This is a genomic window from Stenotrophomonas sp. YJH_SMC_105-26, from assembly GCF_059368915.1.
The window spans coordinates 1173923-1200212 of the sequence record NZ_JCAFSD010000001.1; the positions used below are offsets into that span (position 1 = coordinate 1173923).

The window sequence follows — 26290 nt, forward strand, 5'->3', positions numbered from 1 at the left end:
TCATTGCCGTGTGTAGAGCCGAGCCATGCTCGGCTCACGAGCAAGCGCAGCGTCGCGATCCGCTTTTGATCTTCTTTTTCTTCTCCGTGGGTGGCAGACCTCCGAAATCGGTCAGAAGCCGGTCGGGTTGGGTACGCGGGGGTGTCAGCCGCATGGATGCGGCTGCCAAGCCTCCAGGGACGGATTCACGGCGTCCCCCGCGTACCCAACCCGACCGGCCCACCCGCGGCTTCTGCTTTCCGCAGCCACCCAGACACCACCCACGAGGGGCTGCGCCGTTGGCTGGAAACCCTATCCCCCGTGCACGGGCCGGTGCCCGCGTACCGCCATCACCAACCCGATGCCGGCCAACAGCGAAACCGCCGATGTCCCGCCGTAGCTGATCAGCGGCATCGGAATGCCCACCACCGGCAGCAGGCCGGAAATCATTCCGCCGTTCACCAGTACGTAGACGAAGAACGCCAGCCCCAGGCTGCCGGCCAGCAACCGTGCATGCGTGTCGCGCGCGTGCACGGCAATCCACAGGCAACGCCCGACCACGAACAGGTACAGCGCGAACAGCGTCGCCACGCCGATCCAGCCGAACTCTTCGGCCAGCACCGAAAACGCGAAGTCGGTGGTGTATTCGGGGAGGAAATCCAGCGTGGCCTGGGTGCCCTGCCCCCAGCCGCGTCCCTGCCATCCCCCGGAGCCGATCGCGATGCGTGACTGCAGGATGTTCCAGCCGGTGCCCAGGGGGTCGGCCGCCGGGTCGAGGAAGGTCAACACACGATCCTTCTGGTACTGACGCAGCAGACCGAACCACGCCAGCGGCGCGGCCACTGCCAGCCCCGCCGCGCCGGTCGCCACCCAGCCCCAGTGCAGGCCCGCCAGCAACAACGCGAACACGCCGCTGGCGGTGACCAGCGTGGCGGTGCCGAGGTTGGGCTGCATCAGGATCAACACCGCCGGCGCGCCGATCAGCACCGCCGCGGTCAGTACCGTGCGCGGCGACGGCGGCAGCGGTTGCCGGTGCAGGTACCAGGCCATCATCAACGGCAGGCTGAGCTTGAGCAGCTCCGACGGTTGCAGGTAGAACACGCCGAGGTTGAGCCAGCGCTGCCCATATTTGCCGGTGCCGATCACATACACCGCCATCAGCGGCAGCATCGACAGCGCGTACAACGCTGGTGTCCACGCGCGCAGGCGCAGCAGCGAAACACGTGAAAGCAGCCACATCGCCAGCAGTCCACCCGCAAAGCGCGCCGCCTGCCCGGCCACCGGCCCGGACACACTGTGCAGCACCGCCAGGCCCGCGCCCATCAGGATCAGCAATGCGACCAGCAACGGCAGATCGATCGTGCGCACTGCCTCACGGCAGCCGCCAAACAGTCGTTTCCATTCCACGCGCAGCACGCTAGCAACGGGCGCTTGCGTGAAGCTGTCAGGGTGCTTCTGATCTCCGTAGCCGGGCTGTGGGGTCAGATCCCTTTTCCCTGTGGAAAAAGGGATCTGACCCCGACGCCGTACTCAGCCGTAGCCGCCGTGCACCGGGTTGTGACTGCGCACCGCCATCACCAATCCGAAGCCGGCCAGCAGTGACACCGCCGAGGTACCGCCGTAGCTGATCAGCGGCATCGGCACGCCCACCACCGGCAGCAGGCCGGAAATCATCCCGCCGTTCACCAGCACATAGACGAAGAACGCCAGGCCTGTGGCGCCGGCCAGCAGGCGCGAATACGAATCGCGCGACTGGCTGGCGATCCACAGGCAGCGCCCGATCACCACCAGGTACAGCGCCAGCACGGTGGCCACGCCGATCCAGCCGAACTCCTCGCTCAGCACCGAGAACGCGAAGTCGGTGGTCTGTTCGGGAATGAAGTTCAGGTGCGACTGCGAGCCCTCGCCCCAGCCCTTGCCATCGAAGCCGCCGGAACCGATCGCGATCTTCGACTGGATGATGTTCCACCCGGCCCCCAGCGCATCCATCTCCGGGTCCAGGAACATCATGATGCGGTCCTTCTGGTACGGCCGCAGCAACCAGAACCAGGCCACCGGCGCGACCGCGGCCACGCCACCCACGCCCAGGCCGACCCACCACCACGGCAGGCCGGCCAACAACAGCACGAACACGCCACTGGCAGCGATCAGCACACCAGTACCGAAGTCCGGCTGCAGCATCACCAGGCCGGTGGGCACGCCGATGATGACCAGGGCCACGAGCACGGTGTTGAAGCGCGGCGGCAGCGGCATCTTGTGCAGGTACCAGGCCACCATCATCGGCAGGCTGACCTTCAGCAGCTCGGCCGGCTGCAGGTAGAAGAACTTCAGGTCCAGCCACTGCCGGCCGTACTTGCCGGTGCCCAGCACGAACACCGCCAGCAACGGGATCATCGAGATCGCGTAGATCATCGGCGTAGCCGAGCGGATGCGCAGGATCGGCACCCGCGAGATGCCCCACAGCGCGGCCATGCCCACGGCGAAGCGCGCGCCCTGGGCCATCACCAGGCTGTCGCCACCGGCGCTCTTCAGGGTGGCCAGGCCGATCACCATCAGCGTCCCCAGGGCCAGGCACAGCACCCAGTCCAGCGTGCTGAAGAAGCGGCGCAGCATGTCGCCGGCCCAGCGCAGGAACACTCTCATCGTACGGGCTCCGCGACGGTCGGGCGTGGCGTGGCGGGCAACGCGGCGGCGGCCGGCGTACCCGGCTGCGGTGCGGGTACAGGTTCCGGCGCCGGCACGCCGACCAGCACCGGATGTTCACCCAGCTGCGCCGCGGCGAGGTCGCCAGCCTGGCGCGCGCCGGCATCTTCGTTGTCGAACGCGGTGGCGCCGATGGCGGTGGTGCCGCGCTCGCTGTCCAGTGGCTGCATGCCTTCGGGCATCTTGCCCAGCAGGTAGGCGTCGAACACCTTGCGTGCGATCGGCGCGGCCGCCGAACCACCATAGCCGCCGCCTTCCACGGCCACCGCGATCGCGATCACCGGGTTTTCCACCGGTGCGAAGCCGACGAACAGCGCGCGATGGCGCAGGTGCATCGGCAGGCTCTTCGGATTCACTGCCGCCGTGCCCTTTCGGCTGATGACCTGCGCGGTACCGGTCTTGCCGGCCATCACGTACGGCGCACCCACTGCCACGCGCCAGCCGCTGCCGCCGGGCCGCATGGTCGCCATCATGCCCTCGCGCACGGCCTGCACGTTGGCGGGGTTGGGGCTGACCGGCTTGCTCTCGCCAGCCGGCATCGCCGACCAGTCGCTGTCGAAACCCTCGCGCTGCTGGATCACCAGGTGCGGGGTGCGCAGCTGGCCATCGGCCAGACCGCTGACGCCGCGCGCCAGCTGCAGCGGGGTGACCTTCCAGTCACCCTGGCCGATGCTGATGTTGACCGTATCACCGGGGTACCAGGCTTCCTTGCGGCTCTTCCGCTTGTAGGCCGGCGACGGCAGGATACCGCCGATCTCGCCGGTGAGGTCGATGCCGGTCGGCTGGCCGAAGCCGTAGTACTCCATGTAATGGTCGAAGCGCTCGATGCCCAGGTCCAGCGCCAGCTTGTAGTAGTAGGTGTTGACCGATTCGGCGATGGACTTGCGCAGGTCGGTCCAGCCATGGCCGCCACGGTGGGCGTCACCCCAGCCGCGGGAAGTGCCCGGCAGATAGAACATGCCGGTGGACAGCACCTTGTCTTCCGGGCGTCGAACGCCCGAATCCAGGCCGGCCAGGCCGATCAGCGGCTTCAGCGTGGAACCGGGGGCGACGCCACCGAGCACCAGGCGGTTGAACTGCGGCCGCGACGGGTTTTCGTTCAGCGCCTTGAAGTCGGCATGCGAGATGCCGTTGACGAACAGGTTGGGGTCGTAGGACGGCAGGCTGACCATCGCCAGCACTTCGCCGGTGCGCGGGTCCATCGCCACCGCCGAGCCTTCCTGGTCGCCGAAGGCGGCCACCATGGCGCGCTGCAGGTCGGCGTCGATCGACAGCCGCAGGTCGGCGCCGGACTGCGCGGCGACGCGGCCGATGGTGCGGATCGCGCGCCCCTGCACGTTGGTCTCGACCTGCTCGTAGCCGACCTTGCCGCGCAGCTGCTGCTCGTAGTAACGCTCCAGGCCGGACTTGCCGATGTGGGTCAGCGCGGCATTGCCTTCGCCGAGGATCTCCAGATCCTTGTCATCAACGCGGCCAACGTAGCCGATGATGTGCGCGAACAGATCGCCGTAGGGGTAGCGGCGGGTCAGGTAGGGCTCCAGCTCGACGCCGGGGAAGCGCCAGCGGTCGACCGCGAAGCGCGCCATCTCCTCGTCGCTCATGCGCAGCTTCAGCGTGACCGGCAGGAACTTGCGGCGCGCCTTGCGCGACTTGTTGAACGCTTCCAGCTCTTCCGGGCTGATGTTGATGATCTTCGCCAGCCCTTCCAGGGTGGCGTCCATGTCCTTGACCTTGTCCGGGGTCACGTCCAGGCGGAAGGCCGGCACGTTCTCGGCCAGCAGGCGGCCATTGCGGTCGTAGATCATGCCGCGCCCGGGCACCACCGGCCGCGGCTTGATGCGGTTGGCTTCCGAGCGCGTGGCATAGACGTCGTGGTCCAGCACCTGCAGCTTGAAGTACCAGCCGCCCAGGCCCAGCAGGCAGACCAGCACGCCCAGGAAGCCCAGCGCCGCGCGGCGGCGGAACTGTTCGGCTTCGGCGTGCGGGTTCTTGACCTGGCGGCGCGGGATCATGGCTCAGCGCCCGCGCTTGCCGAAGCGCACCGCGTCCAGCAGCACGAACACCAGCGGCCACAGGCCCATGCCCAGCAGCGGTGCCCACCAGTACGACCACGGCAGGGTCGGCTCATCCACCACGATGTGGACCAGCGCGCTGACGATACGGTCGTTGAACAGCAGGCCGCCGATGGCCAGCATCTGCTGGGACATCGGGAAGAAGCGGATGCGGGCGCGGAAGCGCTGCAGGATGAAGGCCAGCATCACCAGCCGCATCGCCTGTTCGCCCAGCACGCCGCCGTACAGCAGGTCGGCAACCACGCCGCTGGCGAAGGCGATGCCCAGGCCGACGCGCTCGGGGGCTTCGATGACCCAGTACGCCAGCACCAGCGCCAGCCAGTACGGGCGCAGCGGCTGCAGCAGCGCCGGCAACGGCAGCAGGCCCAGCAGCAGCGCCACCACCAGGCTGGCCGGCAGCACCCACGGGTTGTCGCGCAGGCGGCTCATCGCTGGGCCTCCGGCGTGGTCGGTTGCCGGCCAGCGGCCGGCACTACCGTGGACCCGGCTGGGGTGGAGCCCCCCTCTTGTTGAGGGGGGCGCGCCAACGGCGCGGGGGTAAGGGAGGATGCGCGGGCCGGTTGCACCGAAGGTGCAGTCGGCTGAGGGGGGCGCGCCGAAGGCGCGGGGGTAAGGGAGGATGCGCGGGCCGGTTGCGCCGAAGGTGCAGTCGGCTGAGGGGGGCGCGCCGAAGGCGCGGGGGTAAGGGAGGATGCGGGGGCAACAGTCCTCGTTTGCGACGAGGGCTGTTGCCGGCCAGCGGCCGGCACTACCGGGGAGCTGGCCGGAGCCGGCGTCGTTGCCGCTGGCGCGGCTCCCGCAGGCACGCTGGCGCCGGTGGCCGGCCCCCCCGGGGCGGTTTCTTCCAGCTGCAGGCGCAGTTCCGGCGGAATGCGGATCGCCGCGCCCGGGCGCAGCAGCAGCACGTCGCGGCCGCGGTCGAGCTGGGCCGCCGGCTTCAGTTCGCCGACCAGGAAGGCGTGGGTGTCGTCCGGGCGCAGGCCGGTGATGGTGCCGACCGGGAAGCCGGCCGGGAAGCGCCCGCCGAGGCCGGAGGTAACGATCTCATCGCCCACTTCCACGCCCGCGCTGAGCGGAATGTCGCGCAGCTCCAGCGTATCGCCGCGGCCGTAGACGATCAGGCGCACGCCGTTGCGGGCCACGGTAACGGGCACCGCGTGGTCGGGGTCGGTCAGCAGCAGCACGGTGGAAGTGCCGCCGGTGACACTGATCACCTGCCCCATCAAGCCGCCGGCATCGATCACCGCCTGGCCGACGTGCACGCCTTCGCGGCTGCCGGCGTCGAGCACCAGGCGCTGCTTCACCGGGTCCAGGTCGATGTCCAGGATCGGCGCCAGCTGCACGTCCAGGCCGCTGCGCTCGGCCACGTTCAGCAGTTCGCGCAGCTGGGCATTGTCCAGCGCGGCGGTCTGCAGGCGGGTCAGGCGCGCGTTGGCCAGCAGCAGCTGGTTGCGCAGTTCGCGATTCTCGGTCACCAGCTGGGTATGGCTGGCGGCGGAATCCTTGACCTGGTTGCCGAGCTTGCCGGGCAGGCCGGCCAGCGCCCATACCGGCTGCACCAGGCTGTTGGCCTGCTCGCGCAGGCGCGCCAGCCAGCCGGCCTGGTCATCGAGCACGATCAGGGTGATGGCCAACGCGAGATAGGCCAGCAACCGCAGGGGGCTGGCGGCATCACCGGATCGGGAGGCAACGGGAGGACCGGCGTAGGGCGGCACGGCAACGATTCAACTGGCAGAAGGCGAAAGGGAAACACGCGGGCGCCCCGCCGGTGCCGGCCCGCCATCACGGCGGGCCGCACCCCGGAAGGGCGCGGCGGGCAGGAACGGCCGGGACGGCTTATTCCGGCGCAAAGAACTCGTTGCCGTGCATGTCAACCAGCTCCAGCGCACGGCCGCCACCGCGGGCCACGCAGGTCAGCGGATCGTCGGCCACCTGCACGTGCAGGCCGGTTTCCTCGGAGATCAGGCGGTCCAGGTCGCGCAGCAGGGCGCCACCACCGGTCAGCACGATGCCGCGCTCGGCGACGTCGGCGCACAGTTCCGGCGGGGTCTGCTCCAGCGCCAGCTTGACCGCGCTGACGATGCCCGACAGCGGCTCGTGCAGGGCCTCGAGCACCTCGTTGGAGCTGATCTTGATCATCTTCGGCACGCCCTCGGCGAGGTTGCGGCCGGAGATTTCCATCTCGATCACTTCCGCCTGCGGGTAGGCGCAGCCCAGCTCGACCTTGATGCGCTCGGCGGTGGCTTCACCGATCAGCATGCCGTGGTTGCGGCGCACGTAGTTGGTGATCGACTCGTCGAAGCGGTCGCCGCCGATGCGGACCGAGGCCGAATAGACGATGCCGTTGAGCGAGATCACCGCCACTTCGGTGGTGCCGCCGCCGATGTCGATGACCATCGAGCCACGGGCCTCGGTGACCGGCATGCCGGCGCCGATCGCGGCCGCCATCGGTTCTTCGATCAGGAACACGTCACGGGCACCGGCTTCCTCGGCCGATTCCTTGATCGCGCGGCGCTCGACCTGGGTCGAGCCGGCCGGCACGCAGACCAGCACGCGCGGGCTCGGGCGCAGCACGCGCGATTTGTGCACCTTCTTGATGAAGTGCTTGAGCATCGCCTCGGTGTAGGTGAAGTCGGCGATGACGCCGTCCTTCATCGGGCGGATGGTGGTGATGTGACCCGGGGTACGGCCCAGCATCTGCTTGGCTTCGGCGCCCACGGCTGCCACCGAGCGGGTGCCACCGATGGCACGGTCCTGGCGCACGGCCACGACCGACGGCTCGTTCAGCACGATCCCCTGCCCGCGCACGTAGATGAGGGTGTTGGCCGTGCCCAGGTCGATGGACAGGTCGTTGGAGAACATGCCACGGAGTTTCTTGAACATCTGAGGAAGGAGTCCTGAGGGGTGTCGTGCCCGCCGCGGGATGGCGAAAAAATGGGCAGAAATCGAGGCCGACAAGCCTAGCAACCCGCCTGCCGCCGAGCAAGGAAAAAACTAGCTGAACCCGCGTCTTCACAGGCTTTCGGCCTGATCGGGCATCACCCGGTTCTGGCCCTGAGCGGCACCAGCGGGTAACCTTTGCGCCGTCGGGCGCCCAAGGGCGCCGTTTGCTTGCCCGCTGAACCGGGCTGGCCCACCCCAAAATTCACCGCATAGGCTTACATCGATGTCCGCTCTGATCTGTGGTTCTCTTGCCTTCGACACCATCATGGTGTTTCCGGACCAGTTCAAGAATCACATCCTGCCGGACAAGGTGCACATCCTGAACGTATCCTTCCTGGTGCCGCGCATGCGCCGCGAGTTCGGCGGCTGCGCCGGCAACATCGCCTACAACCTGCACCTGCTGGGCGGCCAGCCGATCCCGATGGGCACCGTGGGTTCGGACTTCGGCCCGTACCGCGAGTATTTCGAAGGCCTGGGCATCGACCTGTCGCGCGTGCGCGTGATCGATGAGCTGTTCACCCCGCAGGCGTTCATCACCACCGACCACGACAACAACCAGATCACCGCCTTCCACCCGGGCGCGATGATGCGTTCCTACGAGAACCATGTGCGCGGCGTGCCGGGCGTGACCCTGGGCCTGGTCGGCCCGGACGGCCGCGAAGGCATGATCCAGAACGCGCAGGAATTCCACGAGGACGGCATCCCGTTCATCTTCGACCCGGGCCAGGCCATGCCGCTGTTCAACGGCCCGGAACTGCGCGCCTTCATCGACCAGGCCGACTACGTGGTGGTCAACGACTACGAGTCGAACCTGCTGCAGGAACGCACCGGCTGGGACGAAAAGGAGATCGTCAGCCGGGTCAAGGCCTACATCACCACCCGCGGCCCGAAGGGCGCGGTCATCCACACCCCGGAAAAGAGCTACGACATCCCGCCGGCGCACGAGCGCCGCGTGGTCGACCCGACCGGCTGTGGCGACGCCTTCCGCGCCGGCCTGATCTACGGCATCCAGAAGGGCTACGACTGGCTGACCATCGGCCGCATGGGCAACCTGATGGGCGCACTGAAGGTCGAGCACCCGGGCACGCAGAACCAGCGCTTCACCTTCGACGAGTTCAACGAGCAGTTCAAGCAGCAGTTCGGTTACGCGCTGGGCGCGTAAGCCGAACTGCCCGCGCATCGCTCGGTGGGTGTCGACCTGGGTCGACACTGCCGGCCGGCGGCCGGCACTACCGGAACTTCCGACCGACACGTTGCCTGCTCTCTGTGGAGCCGAGCCCATGCTCGGCTTGCGCGCGCCTGCGCGATCTGACCGCAGAGCAGCCGAGCGTGGGCTCGGCTCTACACGGTCATGCGGCCTGCCAGGCCGCCAACAGCGCGCGGCAATCGGCGAAATGCCAGTCGGCACGGCCGGGCCACGGGTTTTCCGGCAGGTTGACCAGTACGGCATGGGCGCCCGCGGCGCGGCCGCACTCCAGGTCGTAGGCGTGGTCGCCGACCATCACCGCCTCCCTCGCTGCAATGCCCCAGCGCCGCAGGTGCTGCTGCAGGCCATCCGGCGAGGGCTTGGGCACCGCTTCATCACGGCCGACGATGTCGGCATCATCGAACAGTTCCCCGACCCCGATCGCGTCCAGCGTCAGCTTCGCCAGCGCATGATCGTTGCGGGTCAGGATGCCCAGCCGGCAACCGTCGGCTGCCAGCGCACGCAGCAGCGTCACCGCACCCGGCGCCGGCAGCGCCTCCTCGGCCAGCACACGTTCGTGATCCAGCAGCCACTCACGCTTGGCCTGCGCCGGCGCATCCGGCAACGCTGCGATATGGTCCAGGATGTCCTCCTCGGCCGCGATCTGCAGCGCACGGCGGATCGCGGCGAAATCATGCACGGCGACGGTCAGCGTGCCATCCATGTCGAAGACCCAGTGCCGGATCGCGGACAACGCGTGCACTGCGCTGCCCGTCGCGATCATCACTGCCACCACTGCGGCATGCGACTGGCGTCGACACCGCCGGTCTCGAACACGGCCGTACGCGTGCCGCCAGCCTTGACCGGGAACTCGATGCTGATCGACTTGCCCTTGCGCGCCAGCTTCCACAACGCCTTCTGGTCGGTGATGAACAGGGCGATGGCTTCATCGGTCTTCGGGCGCCAGGCCGCCATCGACACCGGCTTGCCATCGTCCACGGTCACCTTCACCGTGCACTGCGGGCAGCGGAAATCACCGGCCTGCAGCACCAGGTAAGCGTGCCGCTTCCACTCCGGGTGATCGCGGAACACCAGCTGCACCGGCTTGGCGCCGCTGCCATCCACGTCCACCCGTTCCTTGCTGTAGATCTGCGCCGAAACCTGGTTGCCCTTGTTGCCCACCGGGATCTGGTTGTACTGCCACAGCGCCTGCATGCGGCGCAGGTCGCGCGCGGCATCGCCCTTGGCCTTGACCTCGTCGAAGCCCGCGGCGATGCGCTCGGCGGCGGCGGTGTCCTTGTACTGGTCCAGCAGCGAGGCGCCATGCAGGCGCGCGCGTTCCCAGTCCTGCGCGGCCACGGCCATGTCGTACTGCTTGGCCACGTCCTCGGCCTTGGCTTCCTTCTGCGCCTGCACGGCGGCCGCGGCGGCTTCCTGCGCCTTGCGCTCTTCCTCGGGGTTGCTGCAGGCGGCCAGGGCCAGGGTGCAGGCGGTGAGCAGGATCAGTCGTTTCATGGCGGAGGTCCTATGCGAGTGCATCCCGATTCTATCGGCAGCGAAAAGCGGATACAGCAACGGCGGGTTTCCCCGCCGTAGCTGGTGAAGCAGTGACCGGTTGCCGGCCAGCGGCCGGCACCACCGGTTACTTGGCTTCAGCCTTGGCCAGCATGTCCTGTACCGAGGCCGTGGTGATCGGGTGGTAGCCCGGCTTGGCCTTCTCGAAGGCCTGCTTGGCCAGCTCCAGCCCCTTCGGGGTCTTCACCAGTTCGGCGTAGATCGGCAGGATCAGCTTGCGACGGCCGACGCGCTCGATGAACGCGGCAGCCCCTTCATTGGCCTGCTCGTAGCCGCTGCGGATCGCCAGCGGGTACCAGCGCATGGCGATCTCGCCATTCGGGGTGCCGGTGAAGTGGAACGCCTTGTCCAGCGTGGCCAGCTTGTCCAGCGGCTGGGTCGCACCCAGGCCGTCGATGAAGCGCACCCATTCCTGCGTGCTCCAGTCGGCGATGACCTGGCTGCTCGGCACGGTGCCGGCGCTGGCGAAGGCAATGCGCGCGGTATCGACGCTGCTGAAGTTGCGCGACTGCGCCTTGGCCGCGAACGCCGGAATGCCCGGCTCGTCCAGCCACGCCTTCAGTTCGGCCTCGGTCACTGCCGAGGGATTCTTCGGCAGCAGGTTCTTCTTCATGTACGCGACGAACTGGTCGGTGTTCGCGCTCTGGAAGGCATGGTCATCGAACCAGCCGCGCAGGAACGGATCGAAGGTCTCGCGGCCGAAGCGCTGCTCCAGGAATTCCAGGAACCACGAACCCTTGACGTAGGCGACCTGGCTGAGGGCTTCGTCGGGGTCACGCTCGTTCAGCGGCGGCAGCGCCAGCGCCTGGTCGGCCGGGCTCATGTCCTTCACTTCGGCCAGCAGGTCGGTCTGGTCGATCTGCTTCTCCATCTCGGCCATCTCCTTGCCGTACAGGGCTTCGGTGATGCGGCCTTGGACGTAGGTGGTGAAGCCTTCATTGAGCCAGATGTCCTTCCAGCTGGCGTTGGTCACCAGGTTGCCCGACCAGCTGTGCGCCAGTTCATGGGCGACCAGCGAGACCAGCGACTTGTCACCGACGATCACGGTCGGGGTGGCGAAGGTCAGGCGCGGATTCTCCATGCCGCCGAACGGGAACGACGGCGGCAGCACCAGCATGTCGTAGCGGCCCCAGCGGTATTCGCCGTAGAGCTTCTCGGCGGCACCGATCATCTTCTCGGTGTCTTCGAATTCTTTGGCGGCCTTGTTGACCATGGTCGGCTCGGCCCAGACGCCGGAGCGGCCGGAGATCGGCTCGAACACCAGGTCGCCGGCGGCGATGGCCAGCAGGTAGGACGGAATCGGCTGCGGCATCTTGAAGGTGTAGTCACCGTCACGCGCGGCCTTCGGATCGTTGTCGGCGCTCATCAGCACCATCACGTCCGGGCGCGAGACCACGTGCGCGCTGTAGGTGAAACGCACGCTCGGGGTGTCCTGCAGCGGCACCCAGGAGCGGGCGTGGATGGCCTGCGACTGGCTGAACATGAAGGGCAGCTTCTTGCCTTCGGTCATCGACGGCGCCAGCCACTGCAGGCCCGAGGCGGTCGGTGCGGTGTGGTAGGTCACTTCCACCTTGGCCGGCTGTTCCGGGGTCTCGATGGTCAGCTTGCTGCCGAACACCTTGTCGACCGGGGCCAGCGCGAACTGCAGCGGGCTGCGCGCGCCATCGGCACCGACGGCCTCGACCTTGGACACGGTCAGCTCGCGGGTGTCGAGCACCAGCTGCCTGGCGTCCTTCTGCTTCCATTCCAGGGTGTAGGTGGCGGTGCCGCCGATCTGCTTCTGGTCGAAGTCCAGCTTCAGATCCAGCGCGATGTCCTTGATGACGACCTTGTCCGGCTCGGCGTACGAGCTTTCGTCGTGGCTGCGGTTCTCGGCGTTCACGGGGGCGGCGGGGGCCTTTGCGGCAGTCGGGGCGGCGGCGGGCGCGGCCGCCTCCTGGGAGCAGCCGGCGGCCAGGGCCACGGCCAGCGGAAGGAGCATCAGCGGATTACGCATGAATCGGGACCGTTACGGGGATCAAACCCCAATGGTACCTCCCTCCGGCCGCGCAGGCGTTGCGCGGTGCGGGGTAATGCAGGCCGGGGCCGTTCCTGCGCCTCCGGCGCATGCCAAGGCAGGTGCCCACCTTGGTTGGCACGGATCCATCAACGCACGCGGCAGGCCCGTGCCGACCAAGGTCGGCACCTACCAGAGCGGATGACCGCAGCGGGCGAGTGCCAACCAAGTTGGCACCCACCAGAGCAGGGCTTACAGCTTGTAGCCGGAGTGGATCGAGACGATGCCGCCGGTCAGGTTCTTGTAGTGGCAGCGCTCGAAGCCGGCCTGCCCCATCATCGCCTTCAGTTCGTCCTGCGGCGGGTGCTTGCGGATGCTCTCGGCCAGGTACTGGTAGCTGTCCGAATCGTTGGCGAACAGCTTGCCCAGCTTGGGCAGGATCTTGAACGAGTGGAAGTCGTAGATCGGCTTGAACCAGTCCGCGGTGACTTCGGAGAATTCCAGCACGCGGGCCTGGCCGCCCACCTTCAGCACGCGGTACATCTCGCGCAGGCCAGCGTCCTTGTCGGTCACGTTGCGCAGGCCGAAGGCAATGGTGACCAGATCGAAGCTGTTGTCCGGGAACGGCAGGGCTTCGGCGTTGCACTGCACGTAGTCCAGGCCGAGCACGAGGCCGCGGTTGGTCAGGCGGTCACGGCCGACCGACAGCATGCCGGCGTTGATGTCGCCCAGCACCACCGAGCCCTCGGCGCCGACGCGCTCCTTCAGCAGGGCGGCGATGTCGCCGGTGCCTCCGGCCAGGTCGAGCACGCGGTCGCCCGGCTTCACCTGCGCGGTGGCCACGTAGTAGCGCTTCCACGCCCGGTGCACGCCCAGGCTCATCAGGTCGTTCATCAGGTCGTAGTTGCGCGCGACCGAGGTGAACACCTGGCCGACCAGCTTCTGCTTGTCCTTGGCGGCGACGTCGCGGAACCCGAAATGGGTGGTACCGGCTTTGTAGGGGGATTCGCTCATGGCCCCGATTATCGCACCGCCGGGGGCCAGCGGCACCCCCTGCCCGTATGATGGCGGGCCACGACTTACCGGAGCCCCGCATGATCACCACGCCCGACTACCAGGCCCTGCTGCAGACCGCCATCGCCGAAGCCCGCCAGGGCCTGGCCGAGGGCGGCGTGCCGATCGGCGCGGCGCTGTACCACAACGACGGCCGCCTGCTCGGCTGCGGCCACAACCGCCGCGTGCAGGAAGGCGACCCGTCGGTGCATGGGGAAACCGACGCCTTCCGCAAGGCCGGCCGCCAGCGCCGTTACCAGGACACCATCATGGTCACCACCCTGGCCCCGTGCTGGTACTGCTCGGGGCTGGTGCGCCAGTTCAACATCGGCACCGTGGTGGTGGGCGAATCGCGCACCTTCCAGGGCGGCATCGACTGGCTGCGCGAAAACGGCGTCAACGTCATCGACCTGGACAACCAGGAATGCGTGGACCTGCTGGGCGATTTCATCAGCCGTCATCCCGACATCTGGAACGAGGACATCGGCGAATGAGCCACGCGCGCTCGTCTCTGCAACACATTTAATGAACGCTTCAGCGCCGGTGCACCCTTGTGCCGGCGGCCTTTGCGGGCATCGGCGTGACCGCGCGCACAGTCAGCCAGGTCACGCGCACACATTGCGGTAACACCCCACGCGGCTGACACGCCTACGGTGGGTTCACCGGGGCACCCTTTCCCCGGCGGAGCCAGCCATGTGCGCGCACGCCGTACGCCCTACGACAGACCCGATCCTCGATCCGATCCGCGAACGCTTGCAGCAGCAATATGCGCTGCACCGGCGCGGCGCGCCGTTCTGGACTGCCTATCAGCACATGCAACTGGAGCTGGTCCGCCGCCACCCGCTCGACCACGAACGCCTGTGCAATGCGATGGCCACTCTGGCCGAAGACCTCGGTGCGGTCGAACATGCGCAGTTGATCGGCCATGCCAACGCAGGCTCCACATCCCGCTGACGCGGCATGCACCGCCATATACGCCACACTCGGATGAACCCCCACTCCCTTTCCACTCAACCGAACTGGATTGTCATGCACGCTGAAGTCCCCACCATTCCTCCGGTCATCAACGTTGACGCCGAGCTTGACCACTGGCGCCGCCAACATGCCGAAGGCGCACTGCCGCACAACTCGTTCGGCTCGTACGTGCCGTGGATCAAGTTCGCCTGTGATTCGCTGATCACCCAGCCGCGCGCCAGCGAGGCCGAACGTGACGAGATGTTCCAGACCCAATACGCCCTGCAGATCATGCCGCGGCTGAGCGAAGCCCAGGCCCGTGAGTTCGTCGACCGTTGCTGGCAGCACGTCTACCAGAGCAGCCCGGTGCGCAGCCTGCAGGCGCCACGACTGCAGCGCATGCGCGCCTGACCGCCGCTGCACAACCCCTGCACGGGCCACTGCCGATCATCCTCGTCACCTGAGTGGGACGACGACGATGAAAGCACGCAACCTGTTCAATACGATCGCCAAGAAGGCCGCGGCCGCCACCGGCTCGCCGTGGACCTTCCTGGCTGCAGTAGCGATCGTGGTGATCTGGGGCATCAGTGGCCCGGTGTTCGGTTTCAACGACACCTGGCAGCTGGTGATCAACACCGGCACCACCATCATCACCTTCCTGATGGTGTTCCTGATCCAGCACACGCAGAACGCGGATACTGCCGCGATGCAGATCAAGCTGGACGAGCTGATCCGGGCGACGGCCGAAGCCAACAACGAACTGTTGGATCTGGAAGAACTGGATGAAGCGCGCCTGGAAGAGATCCGCGCCGAGTACGAGCAGATGGCGCGCGAAGCCGGCGATGCGCTGGCGCGCGTTCGCGCCTGCCATGCGGCGCGGCGCGACGATGAAGCGGTATAGCAGGCCTCCGAATGACAATGCCGGCCAACGGCCGGCACTACCCTCGATCATCAAGGTAGAGCCGGCCGCTGGCCGGCTGTCCTTCAGCTGCGCTCGTGCCAGCCGCCGCCCAGCACCTTGTACAGGGTGATGCGGTTGGCCTGCTGCGCCAGCTGCGCCTGCAGCTGGGTCTGCTGCGCGTTGTAGGCGGTACGCCGCGCGTCAAGCAGGGTGACAAAGCTGTCCAGCCCCGCGTCGTAGCGTGCCTGCGACAGGCGATTGGCCTGTTCGGCCGCTTCCACCAGGCGCTGCTGTGAACTCACCTGCTCATCCAGGCTGACATTCAACGCCAGCGCATCGGCCGTTTCGCGGAATCCCACCTGGATCGACTTCTCGTACTGCGCCAGTGCGATATCACGATCCGCGTTGGCGATGGCCAGGTTGGCGCGCAGCTTGCCGCCCTGGAAGATCGGCAGGGTGATCTTCGGCAGGAAGCTCCACACACGGGTGCCGCTGTCGAACAGGTTGGACAGTTCGCTGGAGCCGCTGCCGATGCTGCCGGTCAGCGAGATGCTCGGGAAGAACGCTGCGCGTGCCGCACCGATGTTGGCATTGGCGGCCAGCAGCTGGTGTTCGGCGGCCATGATGTCCGGGCGCTGCAGCAGCACGTCGCTGGGCAGGCCGGCCGGCGGCGGGGCCAGCGCCAGCAGCTGCGGTTCGATGCTGTCCGGCAGCAGTGCCGGATCGAGCTGGCCACCGGCCAGCAGCGCCAGTGCGTTGCGGTCCTGGGCCAGCTGGCCGCGCAGGCGCGCGGCATCGGTGCGTGCGGTCTCGACCAGGGTACGGGTCTGGGTCAGTTCCAGCGCCGAACTGCCGCCGCGTTCGTGGCGGGCCTCGGCCAGGCGCAGCGAATCCTCGTAGGTCTTCAGCGTGGCATCGGCGATCTTCAGCCGCTGCACATCAGCCCCATAGGTCAGCCACGCGGTGGCGGTCTCGGCCACCAGGCTCAGCTGCGCGTTGCGGCGGTTGGCAGCCACGGCGAAGTACTGCTGCAGCGCCGCCTCGCTGAGGTTGCGCACGCGACCGAACAGGTCCAGCTCGAACTCGGCCACACCCACGCCCGCGCTGAACTGCTCGGTGACACCGGCATCGGTACCACGGCGGTCCATCTGGCCGGTCACGGCCACGCCGGGCACGCGATCGGCGCGCTGCACGCGGTACTGGCCACGCGCGCGCTCGACATTGAGCACGGCCACGCGCAGGTCGCGGTTGTTCTGCAGCGTCTGCTCGATCACCTGCTGCAGGCGCGCATCGGTGAAGAAATCGCGCCAGCCGACGGCGGCGACATCGGCCACCTCGCCCTGCGCGGCCTCGGCCGGCCACTGCGCAGGAATCGCCGGAGCGACGGCGGTGTTCTTCGGCGCCAGGGTGGAGCAGCCGGCCAGCGCGAGCGTGGCGGCAATGGAGAGGAACAGGGATGCACTTTTCATGGGGATCACTTCCATCGGTACTGCCGGATGGCAGGAGGCAGTGCCGGCCAGCGGCCGGCACTACCGTTTCGATAACGCCAGCCTGAGGCCGGCATGACCGTTTCAGGTCACGTCGTGGATCTGCGCTTGAACACGCGCTGCACCACCACGAAGAACAGCGGCACGAAGAACACGCCGAGCACGGTGCCGACGATCATGCCGCCGAGCACGCCGGTGCCGATCGCCTGCTTGGCGCCGGAGCCGGCACCGGTGGAGATCGCCAGCGGTACCACGCCCATGCCGAAGGCCAGCGAGGTCATCACGATCGGGCGCAGGCGGTCGCGCACGGCGTGCATGATCGACTCGATCAGGCTGGCGCCCTTTTCCAGGTTTTCCTTGGCGAACTCGACGATCAGGATCGCGTTCTTGCTGGTCAGGCCCACCGTGGTCAGCATCGCCACCTGGAAGTAGATGTCGCGCTCCAGGCCCTTGAAGGTGTTGGCCAGCACCGCGCCGAGGATACCCAGCGGGGCCGCCAGCAGCACCGCGGTCGGCACGCTCCAGCTTTCATACATCGCGGCCAGGCACAGGAACACGATCATCAGCGACAGCGTGTACAGCAGCGGCGTCTGCGAGCCGGCCTGGCGTTCCTGGTAGGACATCGCCGTCCATTCGATGCCGAAACCCGCCGGCAGCTGCTTGGCCAGCTGTTCGATCTCGGCCATGGCATCACCGGAGGCGACACCCGGGGCCGGTTCGCCCTGGATTTCCATTGCCGACACACCGTTGTAGCGTTCCAGGCGCGGCGAGCCGTAATCCCAGTGCTTGGTAGCGAAGGCGCTGAACGGCACCATCTCACCCTTGTCGTTCTTCACGGACCAGAGATCGAAGTCCTCCGGCACCATGCGGAACGCCTGGTCGGCCTGCACGAACACACGCTTGACGCGGCCACGATCGACGAAGTCATCGATGTACGAGCTGCCCCACGCGGCCGCCAGCGTGCCGTTGATCTGGTCGATCGACAGCCCCAGCGAGGTCGCCTTGGCCGCGTCGATGTCGATGCGGAACTGCGGCGTGTCTTCCTGGCCGTTCGGGCGTACGTTGGCCAGCTTCTTGCTGCCTGCGGCCAGGCCGAGCAGCTGGTTGCGCGCGGCCACCAGTGCCTCGTGGCCCTGGCCGCTGTTGTCCTTCAGGAAGAAGGTGTAGCCCGAGGCGGTCCCCAGCTCCGGAATGGCCGGCGGCGGGAAGGCGAAGATGAAGGCATCCTTGATCTGGCCCAGGGCCGCCATCGCACGGCCGGTGATCGGCATCACGCCATTGTCGGCGTCACGCTCGCTCCAGTCCTTCAGCTTGACGAACGCCATGCCCGCGTTCTGGCCCATGCCGGCGAAGCTGAAGCCCTGCACGGAGAACACCGAGTCCACCGCATCCTTCTCGTTCTGCAGGAAGTGGTTTTCCAGTGCCGCGATCGATTCCAGCGTGCGTTCCTGGGTGGCACCGACCGGCGCCTGCACCAGCGCCATCAGCACGCCCTGGTCTTCATTGGGCAGGAACGAGCTGGGCAGGCGCACGAACAGCACGCCCATCAGCACGAACAGCGCCGCCACGATGCCCATGAAGCGCCACGGACGGTGGATGATGCCGCGCACGCCGCGCTGGTAGCTTTCGCTGGTGCGGTCGAAGCCACGGTTGAAGCCATTGAAGAAGCGACCGGCCAGGCCACGGTGGGCGACGTGGTGCTCACCCTTCTTCAGCGGCTTGAGCATGGTCGCGCACAGAGCCGGGGTCAGCACGATCGCCACCAGCACCGACAACGCCATCGCAGAGACAATCGTGGCCGAGAACTGCCGATAGATCACGCCGGTGGAGCCGCTCATGAAGGCCATCGGCACGAACACCGCCGACAGCACCAGGCCGATACCCACCAGCGCACCGGTGATCTGGCCCATCGACTTGCGGGTCGCTTCGAGCGGCGACAGCCCTTCCTCGGACATGATGCGCTCGACGTTCTCCACCACCACGATGGCATCGTCCACCAGCAGGCCGATCGCCAGCACCATCGCGAACATGGTCAGCATGTTCACCGAGAAGCCCAGCATCGCCAGCACGCCGAAGGTACCCAGCAGCACCACCGGCACGGCGATGGTCGGGATCAGGGTGGCGCGGAAGTTCTGCAGGAACAGGTACATCACCACGAACACCAGCACGATCGCTTCGATCAGGGTCTGCACCACGCCCTTGATCGACACGCGCACGAACGGGGTGGTGTCGTACGGGATCTCGGCCTTCAGGCCGGCCGGGAAGAAGCCCTTCATGTCTTCCAGCGCGGCATCCACACCGGCCGCGGTATCCAGCGCGTTGGCGCCGGTGGCCAGGGTGACCGCCAGGCCACTGGCCGGCTGGCCGTTGTAGCGGGTGACGAAGTCGTAGGACTCGGCACCCAGCTCGACGCGGGCGACATCACCCAGGCGCAGCTCGGCACCGTCCTGCGCACCGCGCACGATGATGTTTCGGAACTGTTCCGGGGTCTGCAGGCGCGACTGCGCGTTGATGGTGGCGTTGAGCTGCTGGCCCTTCACCGACGGCGCACCGCCGAGCTGGCCGATCGCTACCTGGGCGTTCTGCGCCTTGATCGCGGCGGTCACTTCCGGCACCGACAGGCCATAGGTATGCAGCTTGTTCGGGTCCAGCCAGATGCGCATGGCGTACTTGCCACCGAACACCTGGATGTTGCCCACGCCCGGCACGCGGCTCAGGCGGTCGACGACATTGGAACCGACGTAGTCGGCGATGTCGTTGGCGTCCATGCTGCCGTTCTCGGACACGAACGCGATGACGTTCAGGAAGCCCGAGCTGGACTTGGCCACGTTGATGCCCTGCCGCTGCACTTCCTGCGGCAGCAGCGGCATGGCCAGCTGCAGCTTGTTCTGCACCTGCACCTGGGCGATATCCGGGTTGGTGCCGCTCTCGAAGGTCAGGGTGATGGTGGCCTGGCCGTTGGACGAGCTGTTGGAGGAGAAGTAGATCAGGCCATCAAGGCCCTTCATGTTCTGCTCGATGATCTGCGTCACCGAGTCCTCGACCACCTTGGCCGATGCACCCGGGTAGGTGGCGCTGATTTCCACCGCCGGCGGTGCGACGTTGGGGTACATCGAGACCGGCAGCTTGAACAGGGCCAGGCCGCCGGCGAGCATGATGATGATGGCGATCACCCACGCAAAGATGGGTCGATCGATGAAAAAGCGTGCCATGGGGTTCTCCGCTTACTTCGCGTCGCCGGCCGGGGCGGCAGGCTGGGCGGCTGCCGCCGGCTTGGCCGGTGCGTCGCCCTTCTCGGTGGCCTTGACCGGCATGCCGGGGCCGATCTTCTGCAGGCCTTCGACGATGACCTTGTCACCGGCCTTCAGGCCGTCCTCGACCAGCCACTTGTCGCCGACCGTGCGGCTGACCTTGACCGGGCGCACTTCGACCTTGTTGTCCTTGCCGACCACCATCGCGGTGGTGTCGCCCTTCGGATCGCGCGCGATGCCCTGCATCGGCACCAGCACCGCGTCGCTGCGCACGCCGCCGCCGATCACCGCACGCACGTACATGCCCGGCATCAGCAGGCCGTCCGGGTTGTCCACCTTCACGCGCAGGCCGAAGCTGCCGGTGGTCGGATCGACGCTGACTTCGGAGAACTCCAGCGTGCCCTTGTGCTCGAAGGTGCTGCCGTCTTCCATCAGGATGCTGACCGGCAGGGTCTGGTTGTCCTGCAGGCGGCCGGCGGCCAGTTCGCGGCGCAGCTGCAGCAGCTCGGCCGAGGACTGGGTCAGGTCGACATAGATCGGGTCCAGCTGCTGCACGGTGGCCAGTGCGTTGGCCTGGCCGGCGCTGACCAGCGCACCCTGGGTGACGCTGGACTTGCCGATGCGGCCGCTGATCGGCGCGGTGATGCGGGCGTAGCCCAAGGTGACGTTGGCCGCATCCAGCGAGGCCTTGGCGGCACCGACGTCGGCCTCGGCCTGCTTCTGCGCGGCGACGGCGTTCTCCAGGTCCTGCTGGCTGACCGCATCGACCTTGGCCAGCTCGGTGATGCGCTTGGCACTCAGGCGCGCGGCATTGGCGGTGGCTTCGGCGCGGGCCAGCTGGGCGCGGGCGTTGTTGGCCTGGGCCCGGTAGCTGGCATCGTCGAGCTGGTACAGCGGCTCGCCGGCCTTGACCATGCCGCCCTCGGTAAACAGGCGCTTGGCCACGATGCCATTGACCTGCGGGCGCACTTCGGCGACCAGGAAGGCATTGGTACGGCCCGGCAGTTCGCGGGTGAGGCCCACGGTCTCGGACTTCAGCGTGACCACGGTGACGTCACCCGGGCCCTGCTCGGGGGCCTGGGGTTGGCCGCCGCAGGCAGCCACGGTCGCGGCGATTGCCAGCGACAGTGCAAAGGGTCGGATTCGGCTCAGCAACATGACGGAAAGGCTCTTGGAGGAAGGAATCTCAGAGGGAGCTGATATCGATGGACGTTCCCCTTCCGGTGAAAGCCCGCAGATCGCGCCCACCCGGGTGGAGTGGGCGCCGGACCGGCCTGCCACGCACACGACGGGAATGATGGGTGCGAAATATACATACATGATTGTTTGTTTGTAAACCGGTACAATTCAGCCACGTTTCACCCGCACTCGTACCCACACCCATGGCCCGCAAGACCAAAGAGGACACCCAGGCAACCCGGGAAGGCATCCTTGACGCCGCCGAAGCCTGCTTCCATGAACACGGCGTGGCCCGTACCACGCTGGAGATGATCGGTGCCCGCGCCGGCTACACCCGTGGCGCGGTCTACTGGCACTTCAAGAACAAGAGCGAGGTGCTGGCCGCCATCGTCGAGCGCGTGCACCTGCCCTTCATGCAGGAACTGGAGCGCACCTCCACCGACCAGCGCGACACCCCGGTGCACGACCTGCGCGCGGTGATGATCCACTCGTTCATCGAGCTGTCCGAGGACGAGCGCCTGCGCAAGACCATGGAGATCATGCTGCGCAGCGATGCGTCGGCGGACACCAGGGTGCTGACCGAAATGCAGCAGGCCGGATTCCGCGATGCGCTGGACCGGATGGAGCGTGCCCTGCGCCGCGCCCGCGATCTGGGCCAGCTGCGCGAAGGCGCCGACCCGAAAATCGCCGCGCGCATGCTGCACGCCACCGTGCTGGGCGTGCTGCACGGCGCGATGGTCGAACCGGAACTGATGGACCTCAAGCGCGATGGCATGCTCGCGCTGGACATGACCCTGGCCGCCTACGTGAAGGATGGTGTGTTCGTTCCCGGCACCGTCCCCGAGCCGCTGCCCGAGGCGTGAACGAGGCTGCTCCCATCACTGCGGCACCCCCTGCAAGGGCAGATCGATGATCCTGGACAACGTGGTGTGGGGCTTCATCGGGTGTGGCAGCGTCACCGAGAAGAAGAGCGGGCCAGCCCTGGCCAACACGCCGGGCTCACGGGTAGTGGCGGTCATGCGCCGCAATGCCGCATTGGCCGAAGACTATGCACGCCGCCACGCGATTCCGCGCTGGTACGCGGACGCCGATGCACTCATCGCCGATCCGGAGGTGAACGCGGTCTACGTTGCAACACCGCCCTCCACGCACATGCACTACGCATTGCAGGCGATTGCTGCGGGCAAGCCGGTCTACATCGAAAAGCCGATGGCCATGGACCACGACGAGTGCCAGCGCATCATCGCGGCCAGCGCCCGCAGCGGCGTGCCCGTGTTCGTGGCCTACTACCGCCGTGCCCTGCCCCGCTTCGCACAGGTGAAGCAGCTGCTGGACGACGGCGCGATCGGCACAGTGCGCGCCGTGCGCGCCACCCTGCACCGGCCGCATTCAGTGGATGCCGCATCGCCTGACTTCTGGCGGACCAACCCCGCGATCGCCGGCGGCGGGCTGTTCGTCGACCTGGGCTCGCATACCCTGGACCTGCTCGACCATCTGCTGGGGCCGCTGAGCGATGTGCGTGGCCTGGCCAGCTCGTTGACCGGCGCCTACGCCGCCGAGGACAGCGTCTCGATGTGCTTCCGCACCGGGACGGGGACACACGGCATCGCGCAATGGAGCTTCTGCGCGTTCCGCCGCCAGGATCAGATCGAGATCACCGGCGACCGTGGCCAGCTGCGCTTTGCCACCTTCGAGGACGTTCCGGTGGAGCTGGAAACCGAAGCGGGCGTGCAGGCCTTCGACATCCCGAACCCGTCGTCGATCCAGCAGCCGTTGATCGCCTCCCTCGTGGACGAACTGCGCGGCAACGGGCACTCGCCCTCGAACGGCATCAGCGCCGCCCGCACCAGTGCAGTGATCGACCAGGTGCTGCGGGACTACCGCACCCGGCAATCGCACTGACCGCACAGGAAAAAGGCCGCCTTGCGGCGGCCTTTTCTGTTGCAGTGGGCGGGGTCAGCGCCCTCGCCACGGCGAGGGATCCGACCCCACCGGGCATTACAGGATGTAGCGGCTCAGGTCCGGGTCCTGCACCAGCTCACCCAGGTGCTTGTCAACGTAGGCGCTGTCGATGGCCAGGGTTTCGCCGTCGCGGTCCGGTGCCTCGTAGCTGAGCGAATCCAGCAGGCGCTCCAGCACCGTATGCAGGCGACGCGCGCCGATGTTTTCCTGGCGTTCGTTCACCTGGAAAGCGATCTCGGCCAGACGATCAATGGCATCGGCAGTGAAGCTGACCTTGACGCCTTCGGTGGCCAGCAGTGCTTCGTACTGCTTGGTCAGCGCGGCCTTCGGTTCGGTCAGGATGCGCACGAAATCGTTCTTGCTCAGCGCACCCAGCTCCACGCGGATCGGGAAGCGGCCCTGCAGCTCCGGAATCAGGTCGCTGGGCTTGGCCAGGTGGAACGCGCCCGACGCGATGAACAGGATGTGGTCGGTCTTGATCGTGCCGTACTTGGTGGACACGTTGGAGCCTTCCACCAGCGGCAGCAGGTCGCGCTGCACGCCTTCGCGCGACACGTCACCACCACCCACGTTGTCGCCACGCTTGGCGACCTTGTCGATCTCGTCGATGAAGACGATGCCGTGCTGCTCGCAGGCCTCGATCGCGGCGGTGCGGATGTCGTCCTCGTTGACCAGCTTGCCCGCTTCTTCCTCGATCAGCAGCGGGCGCGCGGCCTTGATGGTCAGCGTGCGCTTGTGCGCCTTGGCGCCGCCGCCGAGGTTGGCGAACATCGACTTCAGCTGCTGGCCCATTTCCTCCATGCCCGGCGGGGTCATGATGTCCATGCTGACGTTGGCGGCCAGGTCGAGTTCGATCTCGCGCTCGTCCAGCTCACCGTTGCGCAGCATCTTGCGGAACTTGATGCGGGTCTCGTTGTCCTGCGCCGACGGCTCGTTGCGGGCGACTTCCGGATCGAAACCAATGCCACCGCTGCGGCGCGGCAGCAGCGCATCCAGGATGCGGTCTTCGGCACGCTCTTCGGCCTGGGTGCGTACGCGCACCTTGGCCTGTTCGCGATAGAGCTTGACCGCGGTATCGGCCAGGTCGCGGATGATCTGCTCGACGTCCTTGCCGACGTAGCCGACTTCGGTGAAGCGGGTGGCTTCGACCTTCACGAACGGTGCGTTGGCCAGCGTGGCCAGGCGGCGCGCGATCTCGGTCTTGCCGACGCCGGTCGGGCCGATCATCAGGATGTTCTTCGGCATCACTTCATTGCGCAGCTCGGGCATCAGCTGCATGCGGCGCCAGCGGTTGCGCAGGGCGATGGCCACGGCGCGCTTGGCGTCGTGCTGGCCGACGATGTGCCGGTCCAGTTCCTGCACGATCTCGCGCGGGGTCATGGTGGCGGAGGAAACTTCGATCTTCGACATGGATGTGCTCACGGATTCATTGTCGGTAGTGCCGGCCGCTGGCCGGCAACCAGGCACGCGTGCGGGGAATCATGAGGTTGCCGGCCAGCGCCCGACGCTACCCTCACAGCTCCTCGACCACCACGTTGCGGTTGGTGTAGATGCAGATGTCGCCGGCGATGCCGATCGCTTCACTGGCGATGGTGCGCGCATCCAGTTCGGTGTGCGCCATCAAGGCGCGTGCGGCCGACAGTGCATACGAGCCACCCGAGCCGATGGCGATGATGCCGTCCTCCGGTTCGATCACATCGCCGGTGCCGCTGATGATCAGCGAGGTTTCCTTGTCGGCCACCGCCAACAGGGCTTCCAGCTTGCCGAGGCGGCGCTCGGTGCGCCAATCCTTGGCCAGTTCGACCGCAGCACGCTGCAGCTGGCCATGCTTTTCCAGCTTGGCCTCGAACAGCTCGAACAGGGTGAAGGCATCGGCGGCGGCACCGGCGAAGCCGGCCAGCACCTGGCCATCACGGCCGAGGCGGCGCACCTTGCGCGCGTTGCCCTTCATCACGGTGTGGCCCAGCGTGACCTGGCCGTCGCCGGCAATGGCCACGTGCTCGCCGCGACGGACGCAGACGATGGTGGTGGCGTGGAAAACGTTGGGGTTCTGACTGGGGTCCATGATGCCTCCGGGGTGACAGAACCAGAGGTGGGGACTGCGCTGCGCCCTTCAAGCCACCCGCGACCGGCTGCCGCAGGGGCAACGTTCAGCTTTCTCCGCTGCCCTCGTTGCTGCGTCGACGCTTCGCGCGCGGATGCGCGGCGTCGTAGACCTTGGCCAGGTGCTGGAAATCGAGGTGGGTATAGATCTGCGTGGTGGCGATGTCGGCGTGGCCCAGCAGCTCCTGCACACCGCGCAGGTCGCCGGACGATTCCAGGATGTGGCTGGCGAAACTGTGCCGCAGCATGTGCGGGTGCACGTGCTTGAACAGGCCCTGGCGCTGCGCCAGCTGGCGGATGCGGATCTGCACCGCGCGCTGGCTGATCGGCCCGTTGCGGCCGGGGAACACCGGCGAGGCCGGGCCGCCGCCACTTTCCGCGCGCCACGCCTGCAGCGCTTCGCGCGCCGGCCGGCCGAACGGCACCCGGCGCTGGCGGCTGCCCTTGCCCAGCACGTTCACCAACCCGCTGTCGAAATCCAGATCGCGCCAGGTCAGCGCGCAGACTTCGCTCAGGCGCAGGCCAGAGGAATAGAACAGTTCCAGCAACGCGCGGTCACGGCGGCCGAGCTCACCCTCCGGCTCCAGCTCGACCAGCTGCACCGCCTCATCGGCGTCGAGGACCTGTGGCAACCGGCGCGGTGCGCGCGGTGCCTTCAGCGTCGCTGCCGGGCTGACCTCGATGCGCCCGTGCTTGAGCAGCCAGGCATAGAAGCTTCGGCAGGCCGACAGGCGGCGCTGCAGGCTCTTGGCCGACAGGCCACGCCGGTGCTCGTCGGCAACGAACTGGCGCACGGCCTCGGCATCCAGTGCCTCCACCGCCACGCCACGCGGCTCGGCCCAGGCCGACAGCGCGTCCAGGTCGCGGCGGTAGGCGTCGAGCGTATGCGCCGACATCCGCCGCTCCACCTGCAGGTGCTGCAGGAAGGCCTGTACCGCGCTCATCG

The 26290-nt window shown here is 67.4% G+C and carries 23 protein-coding genes; 7 read left to right on the forward strand and 16 right to left on the reverse strand.

From position 1 onward, the window contains the following. Positions 1–291 precede the first annotated feature (291 nt). The 6 genes from rodA (AC5P7F_RS05340) to AC5P7F_RS05365 all read right to left on the reverse strand — a co-directional run bounded on the left by rodA (AC5P7F_RS05340) (position 292) and on the right by AC5P7F_RS05365 (position 7637). A complete protein-coding gene (gene rodA / locus AC5P7F_RS05340; protein ID WP_049406772.1) occupies positions 292–1386 on the reverse strand; it encodes a rod shape-determining protein RodA in 1095 nt (364 codons plus the stop codon). A gap of 123 nt (positions 1387–1509) precedes the next feature. Then, positions 1510–2622 carry a rod shape-determining protein RodA gene (gene rodA, locus AC5P7F_RS05345; protein WP_014648447.1) on the reverse strand — a complete coding sequence of 371 codons (1113 nt, stop codon included), beginning with the start codon at positions 2620–2622 and terminating at the stop codon, positions 1510–1512. Next, the gene (gene mrdA / locus AC5P7F_RS05350) at positions 2619–4694 is read right to left on the reverse strand and encodes a penicillin-binding protein 2 (protein WP_053496216.1); all 2076 of its coding nucleotides are present in this window, start codon (positions 4692–4694) and stop codon (positions 2619–2621) included. The genes rodA (AC5P7F_RS05345) and mrdA overlap by 4 nt, the downstream gene beginning before the upstream one ends. A gap of 3 nt (positions 4695–4697) precedes the next feature. Continuing rightward, complete coding sequence (gene mreD, locus AC5P7F_RS05355; protein WP_481462573.1) at positions 4698–5183, reverse strand: rod shape-determining protein MreD; 486 nt, start codon at positions 5181–5183, stop codon at positions 4698–4700. Next, positions 5180–6469, reverse strand: coding sequence for a rod shape-determining protein MreC (mreC, locus tag AC5P7F_RS05360; RefSeq protein ID WP_197602804.1), 1290 nt, complete (start codon positions 6467–6469; stop codon positions 5180–5182). The genes mreD and mreC overlap by 4 nt, the downstream gene beginning before the upstream one ends. A gap of 121 nt (positions 6470–6590) precedes the next feature. Beyond that, entirely contained in the window at positions 6591–7637 is a 1047-nt protein-coding gene (locus AC5P7F_RS05365) for a rod shape-determining protein (RefSeq protein WP_005419402.1), read from the reverse strand. A gap of 283 nt (positions 7638–7920) precedes the next feature. Between AC5P7F_RS05365 and AC5P7F_RS05370 the strand changes: the two genes are divergently transcribed. Further along, entirely contained in the window at positions 7921–8859 is a 939-nt protein-coding gene (locus AC5P7F_RS05370; protein WP_005411078.1) for a carbohydrate kinase family protein, read from the forward strand. Positions 8860–9046: 187 nt separating this feature from the next. Here the strand turns inward: AC5P7F_RS05370 and AC5P7F_RS05375 are convergent, their stop codons facing one another. The 4 genes from AC5P7F_RS05375 to ubiE form a co-directional block, all read right to left on the reverse strand. Then, a complete protein-coding gene (locus tag AC5P7F_RS05375) occupies positions 9047–9667 on the reverse strand; it encodes an HAD-IA family hydrolase (protein ID WP_164077327.1) in 621 nt (206 codons plus the stop codon). Beyond that, positions 9667–10398 (reverse strand): hypothetical protein, encoded by a 732-nt coding sequence (locus AC5P7F_RS05380; protein ID WP_008265071.1) that lies wholly within the window; start codon positions 10396–10398, stop codon positions 9667–9669. The genes AC5P7F_RS05375 and AC5P7F_RS05380 overlap by 1 nt, the downstream gene beginning before the upstream one ends. A gap of 127 nt (positions 10399–10525) precedes the next feature. After that, positions 10526–12454 carry a M1 family metallopeptidase gene (locus tag AC5P7F_RS05385; protein WP_041863838.1) on the reverse strand — a complete coding sequence of 643 codons (1929 nt, stop codon included), beginning with the start codon at positions 12452–12454 and terminating at the stop codon, positions 10526–10528. Between the two features lie 252 nt (positions 12455–12706). Continuing rightward, positions 12707–13468: a bifunctional demethylmenaquinone methyltransferase/2-methoxy-6-polyprenyl-1,4-benzoquinol methylase UbiE gene (gene ubiE / locus AC5P7F_RS05390; protein WP_005411082.1), complete on the reverse strand. Its 762-nt coding sequence runs from the start codon at positions 13466–13468 to the stop codon at positions 12707–12709. 80 nt (positions 13469–13548) lie between these two features. Here ubiE and AC5P7F_RS05395 point away from each other — a divergent pair, with 80 nt between their 5' ends. The 4 genes from AC5P7F_RS05395 (at position 13549) to AC5P7F_RS05410 (ending at position 15362) form a co-directional block, all read left to right on the forward strand. Beyond that, entirely contained in the window at positions 13549–14001 is a 453-nt protein-coding gene (locus AC5P7F_RS05395) for a nucleoside deaminase (RefSeq protein ID WP_005419409.1), read from the forward strand. Between the two features lie 199 nt (positions 14002–14200). After that, entirely contained in the window at positions 14201–14461 is a 261-nt protein-coding gene (locus tag AC5P7F_RS05400) for a hypothetical protein (protein WP_014648454.1), read from the forward strand. Between the two features lie 75 nt (positions 14462–14536). Continuing rightward, positions 14537–14872, forward strand: a complete 336-nt coding sequence (locus AC5P7F_RS05405; protein WP_005411085.1) for a hypothetical protein — start codon at positions 14537–14539, stop codon at positions 14870–14872. A gap of 67 nt (positions 14873–14939) precedes the next feature. Beyond that, on the forward strand, positions 14940–15362 hold the full coding sequence (locus tag AC5P7F_RS05410; protein ID WP_032961193.1) for a low affinity iron permease family protein: 423 nt from the start codon (positions 14940–14942) through the stop codon (positions 15360–15362). An 83-nt stretch (positions 15363–15445) separates the two neighbouring features. On the opposite strand, the gene smeF is transcribed toward AC5P7F_RS05410, so the two are convergent. The 3 genes from smeF to smeD all read right to left on the reverse strand — a co-directional run bounded on the left by smeF (position 15446) and on the right by smeD (position 21258). Further along, entirely contained in the window at positions 15446–16846 is a 1401-nt protein-coding gene (gene smeF, locus AC5P7F_RS05415; protein WP_164077328.1) for a multidrug efflux RND transporter outer membrane subunit SmeF, read from the reverse strand. A 92-nt stretch (positions 16847–16938) separates the two neighbouring features. Continuing rightward, positions 16939–20061, reverse strand: coding sequence for a multidrug efflux RND transporter permease subunit SmeE (smeE, locus tag AC5P7F_RS05420; RefSeq protein ID WP_014648457.1), 3123 nt, complete (start codon positions 20059–20061; stop codon positions 16939–16941). A 12-nt stretch (positions 20062–20073) separates the two neighbouring features. Next, positions 20074–21258 (reverse strand): multidrug efflux RND transporter periplasmic adaptor subunit SmeD, encoded by a 1185-nt coding sequence (smeD, locus tag AC5P7F_RS05425; RefSeq protein ID WP_014648458.1) that lies wholly within the window; start codon positions 21256–21258, stop codon positions 20074–20076. A gap of 224 nt (positions 21259–21482) precedes the next feature. Here smeD and smeT point away from each other — a divergent pair, with 224 nt between their 5' ends. Beyond that, positions 21483–22142 (forward strand): efflux transporter SmeDEF transcriptional repressor SmeT, encoded by a 660-nt coding sequence (gene smeT, locus AC5P7F_RS05430; protein ID WP_032961200.1) that lies wholly within the window; start codon positions 21483–21485, stop codon positions 22140–22142. A 46-nt stretch (positions 22143–22188) separates the two neighbouring features. Continuing rightward, a complete protein-coding gene (locus AC5P7F_RS05435; RefSeq protein WP_014648460.1) occupies positions 22189–23181 on the forward strand; it encodes a Gfo/Idh/MocA family protein in 993 nt (330 codons plus the stop codon). A 96-nt stretch (positions 23182–23277) separates the two neighbouring features. Here the strand turns inward: AC5P7F_RS05435 and hslU are convergent, their stop codons facing one another. The 3 genes from hslU to xerC all read right to left on the reverse strand — a co-directional run bounded on the left by hslU (position 23278) and on the right by xerC (position 26288). After that, complete coding sequence (gene hslU / locus AC5P7F_RS05440) at positions 23278–24651, reverse strand: ATP-dependent protease ATPase subunit HslU (RefSeq protein ID WP_164077329.1); 1374 nt, start codon at positions 24649–24651, stop codon at positions 23278–23280. 103 nt (positions 24652–24754) lie between these two features. Beyond that, positions 24755–25306 (reverse strand): ATP-dependent protease subunit HslV, encoded by a 552-nt coding sequence (gene hslV / locus AC5P7F_RS05445; RefSeq protein ID WP_005411093.1) that lies wholly within the window; start codon positions 25304–25306, stop codon positions 24755–24757. A gap of 85 nt (positions 25307–25391) precedes the next feature. Continuing rightward, positions 25392–26288 carry a tyrosine recombinase XerC gene (xerC, locus tag AC5P7F_RS05450; RefSeq protein WP_164077330.1) on the reverse strand — a complete coding sequence of 299 codons (897 nt, stop codon included), beginning with the start codon at positions 26286–26288 and terminating at the stop codon, positions 25392–25394. Positions 26289–26290: the final 2 nt, after the last annotated feature.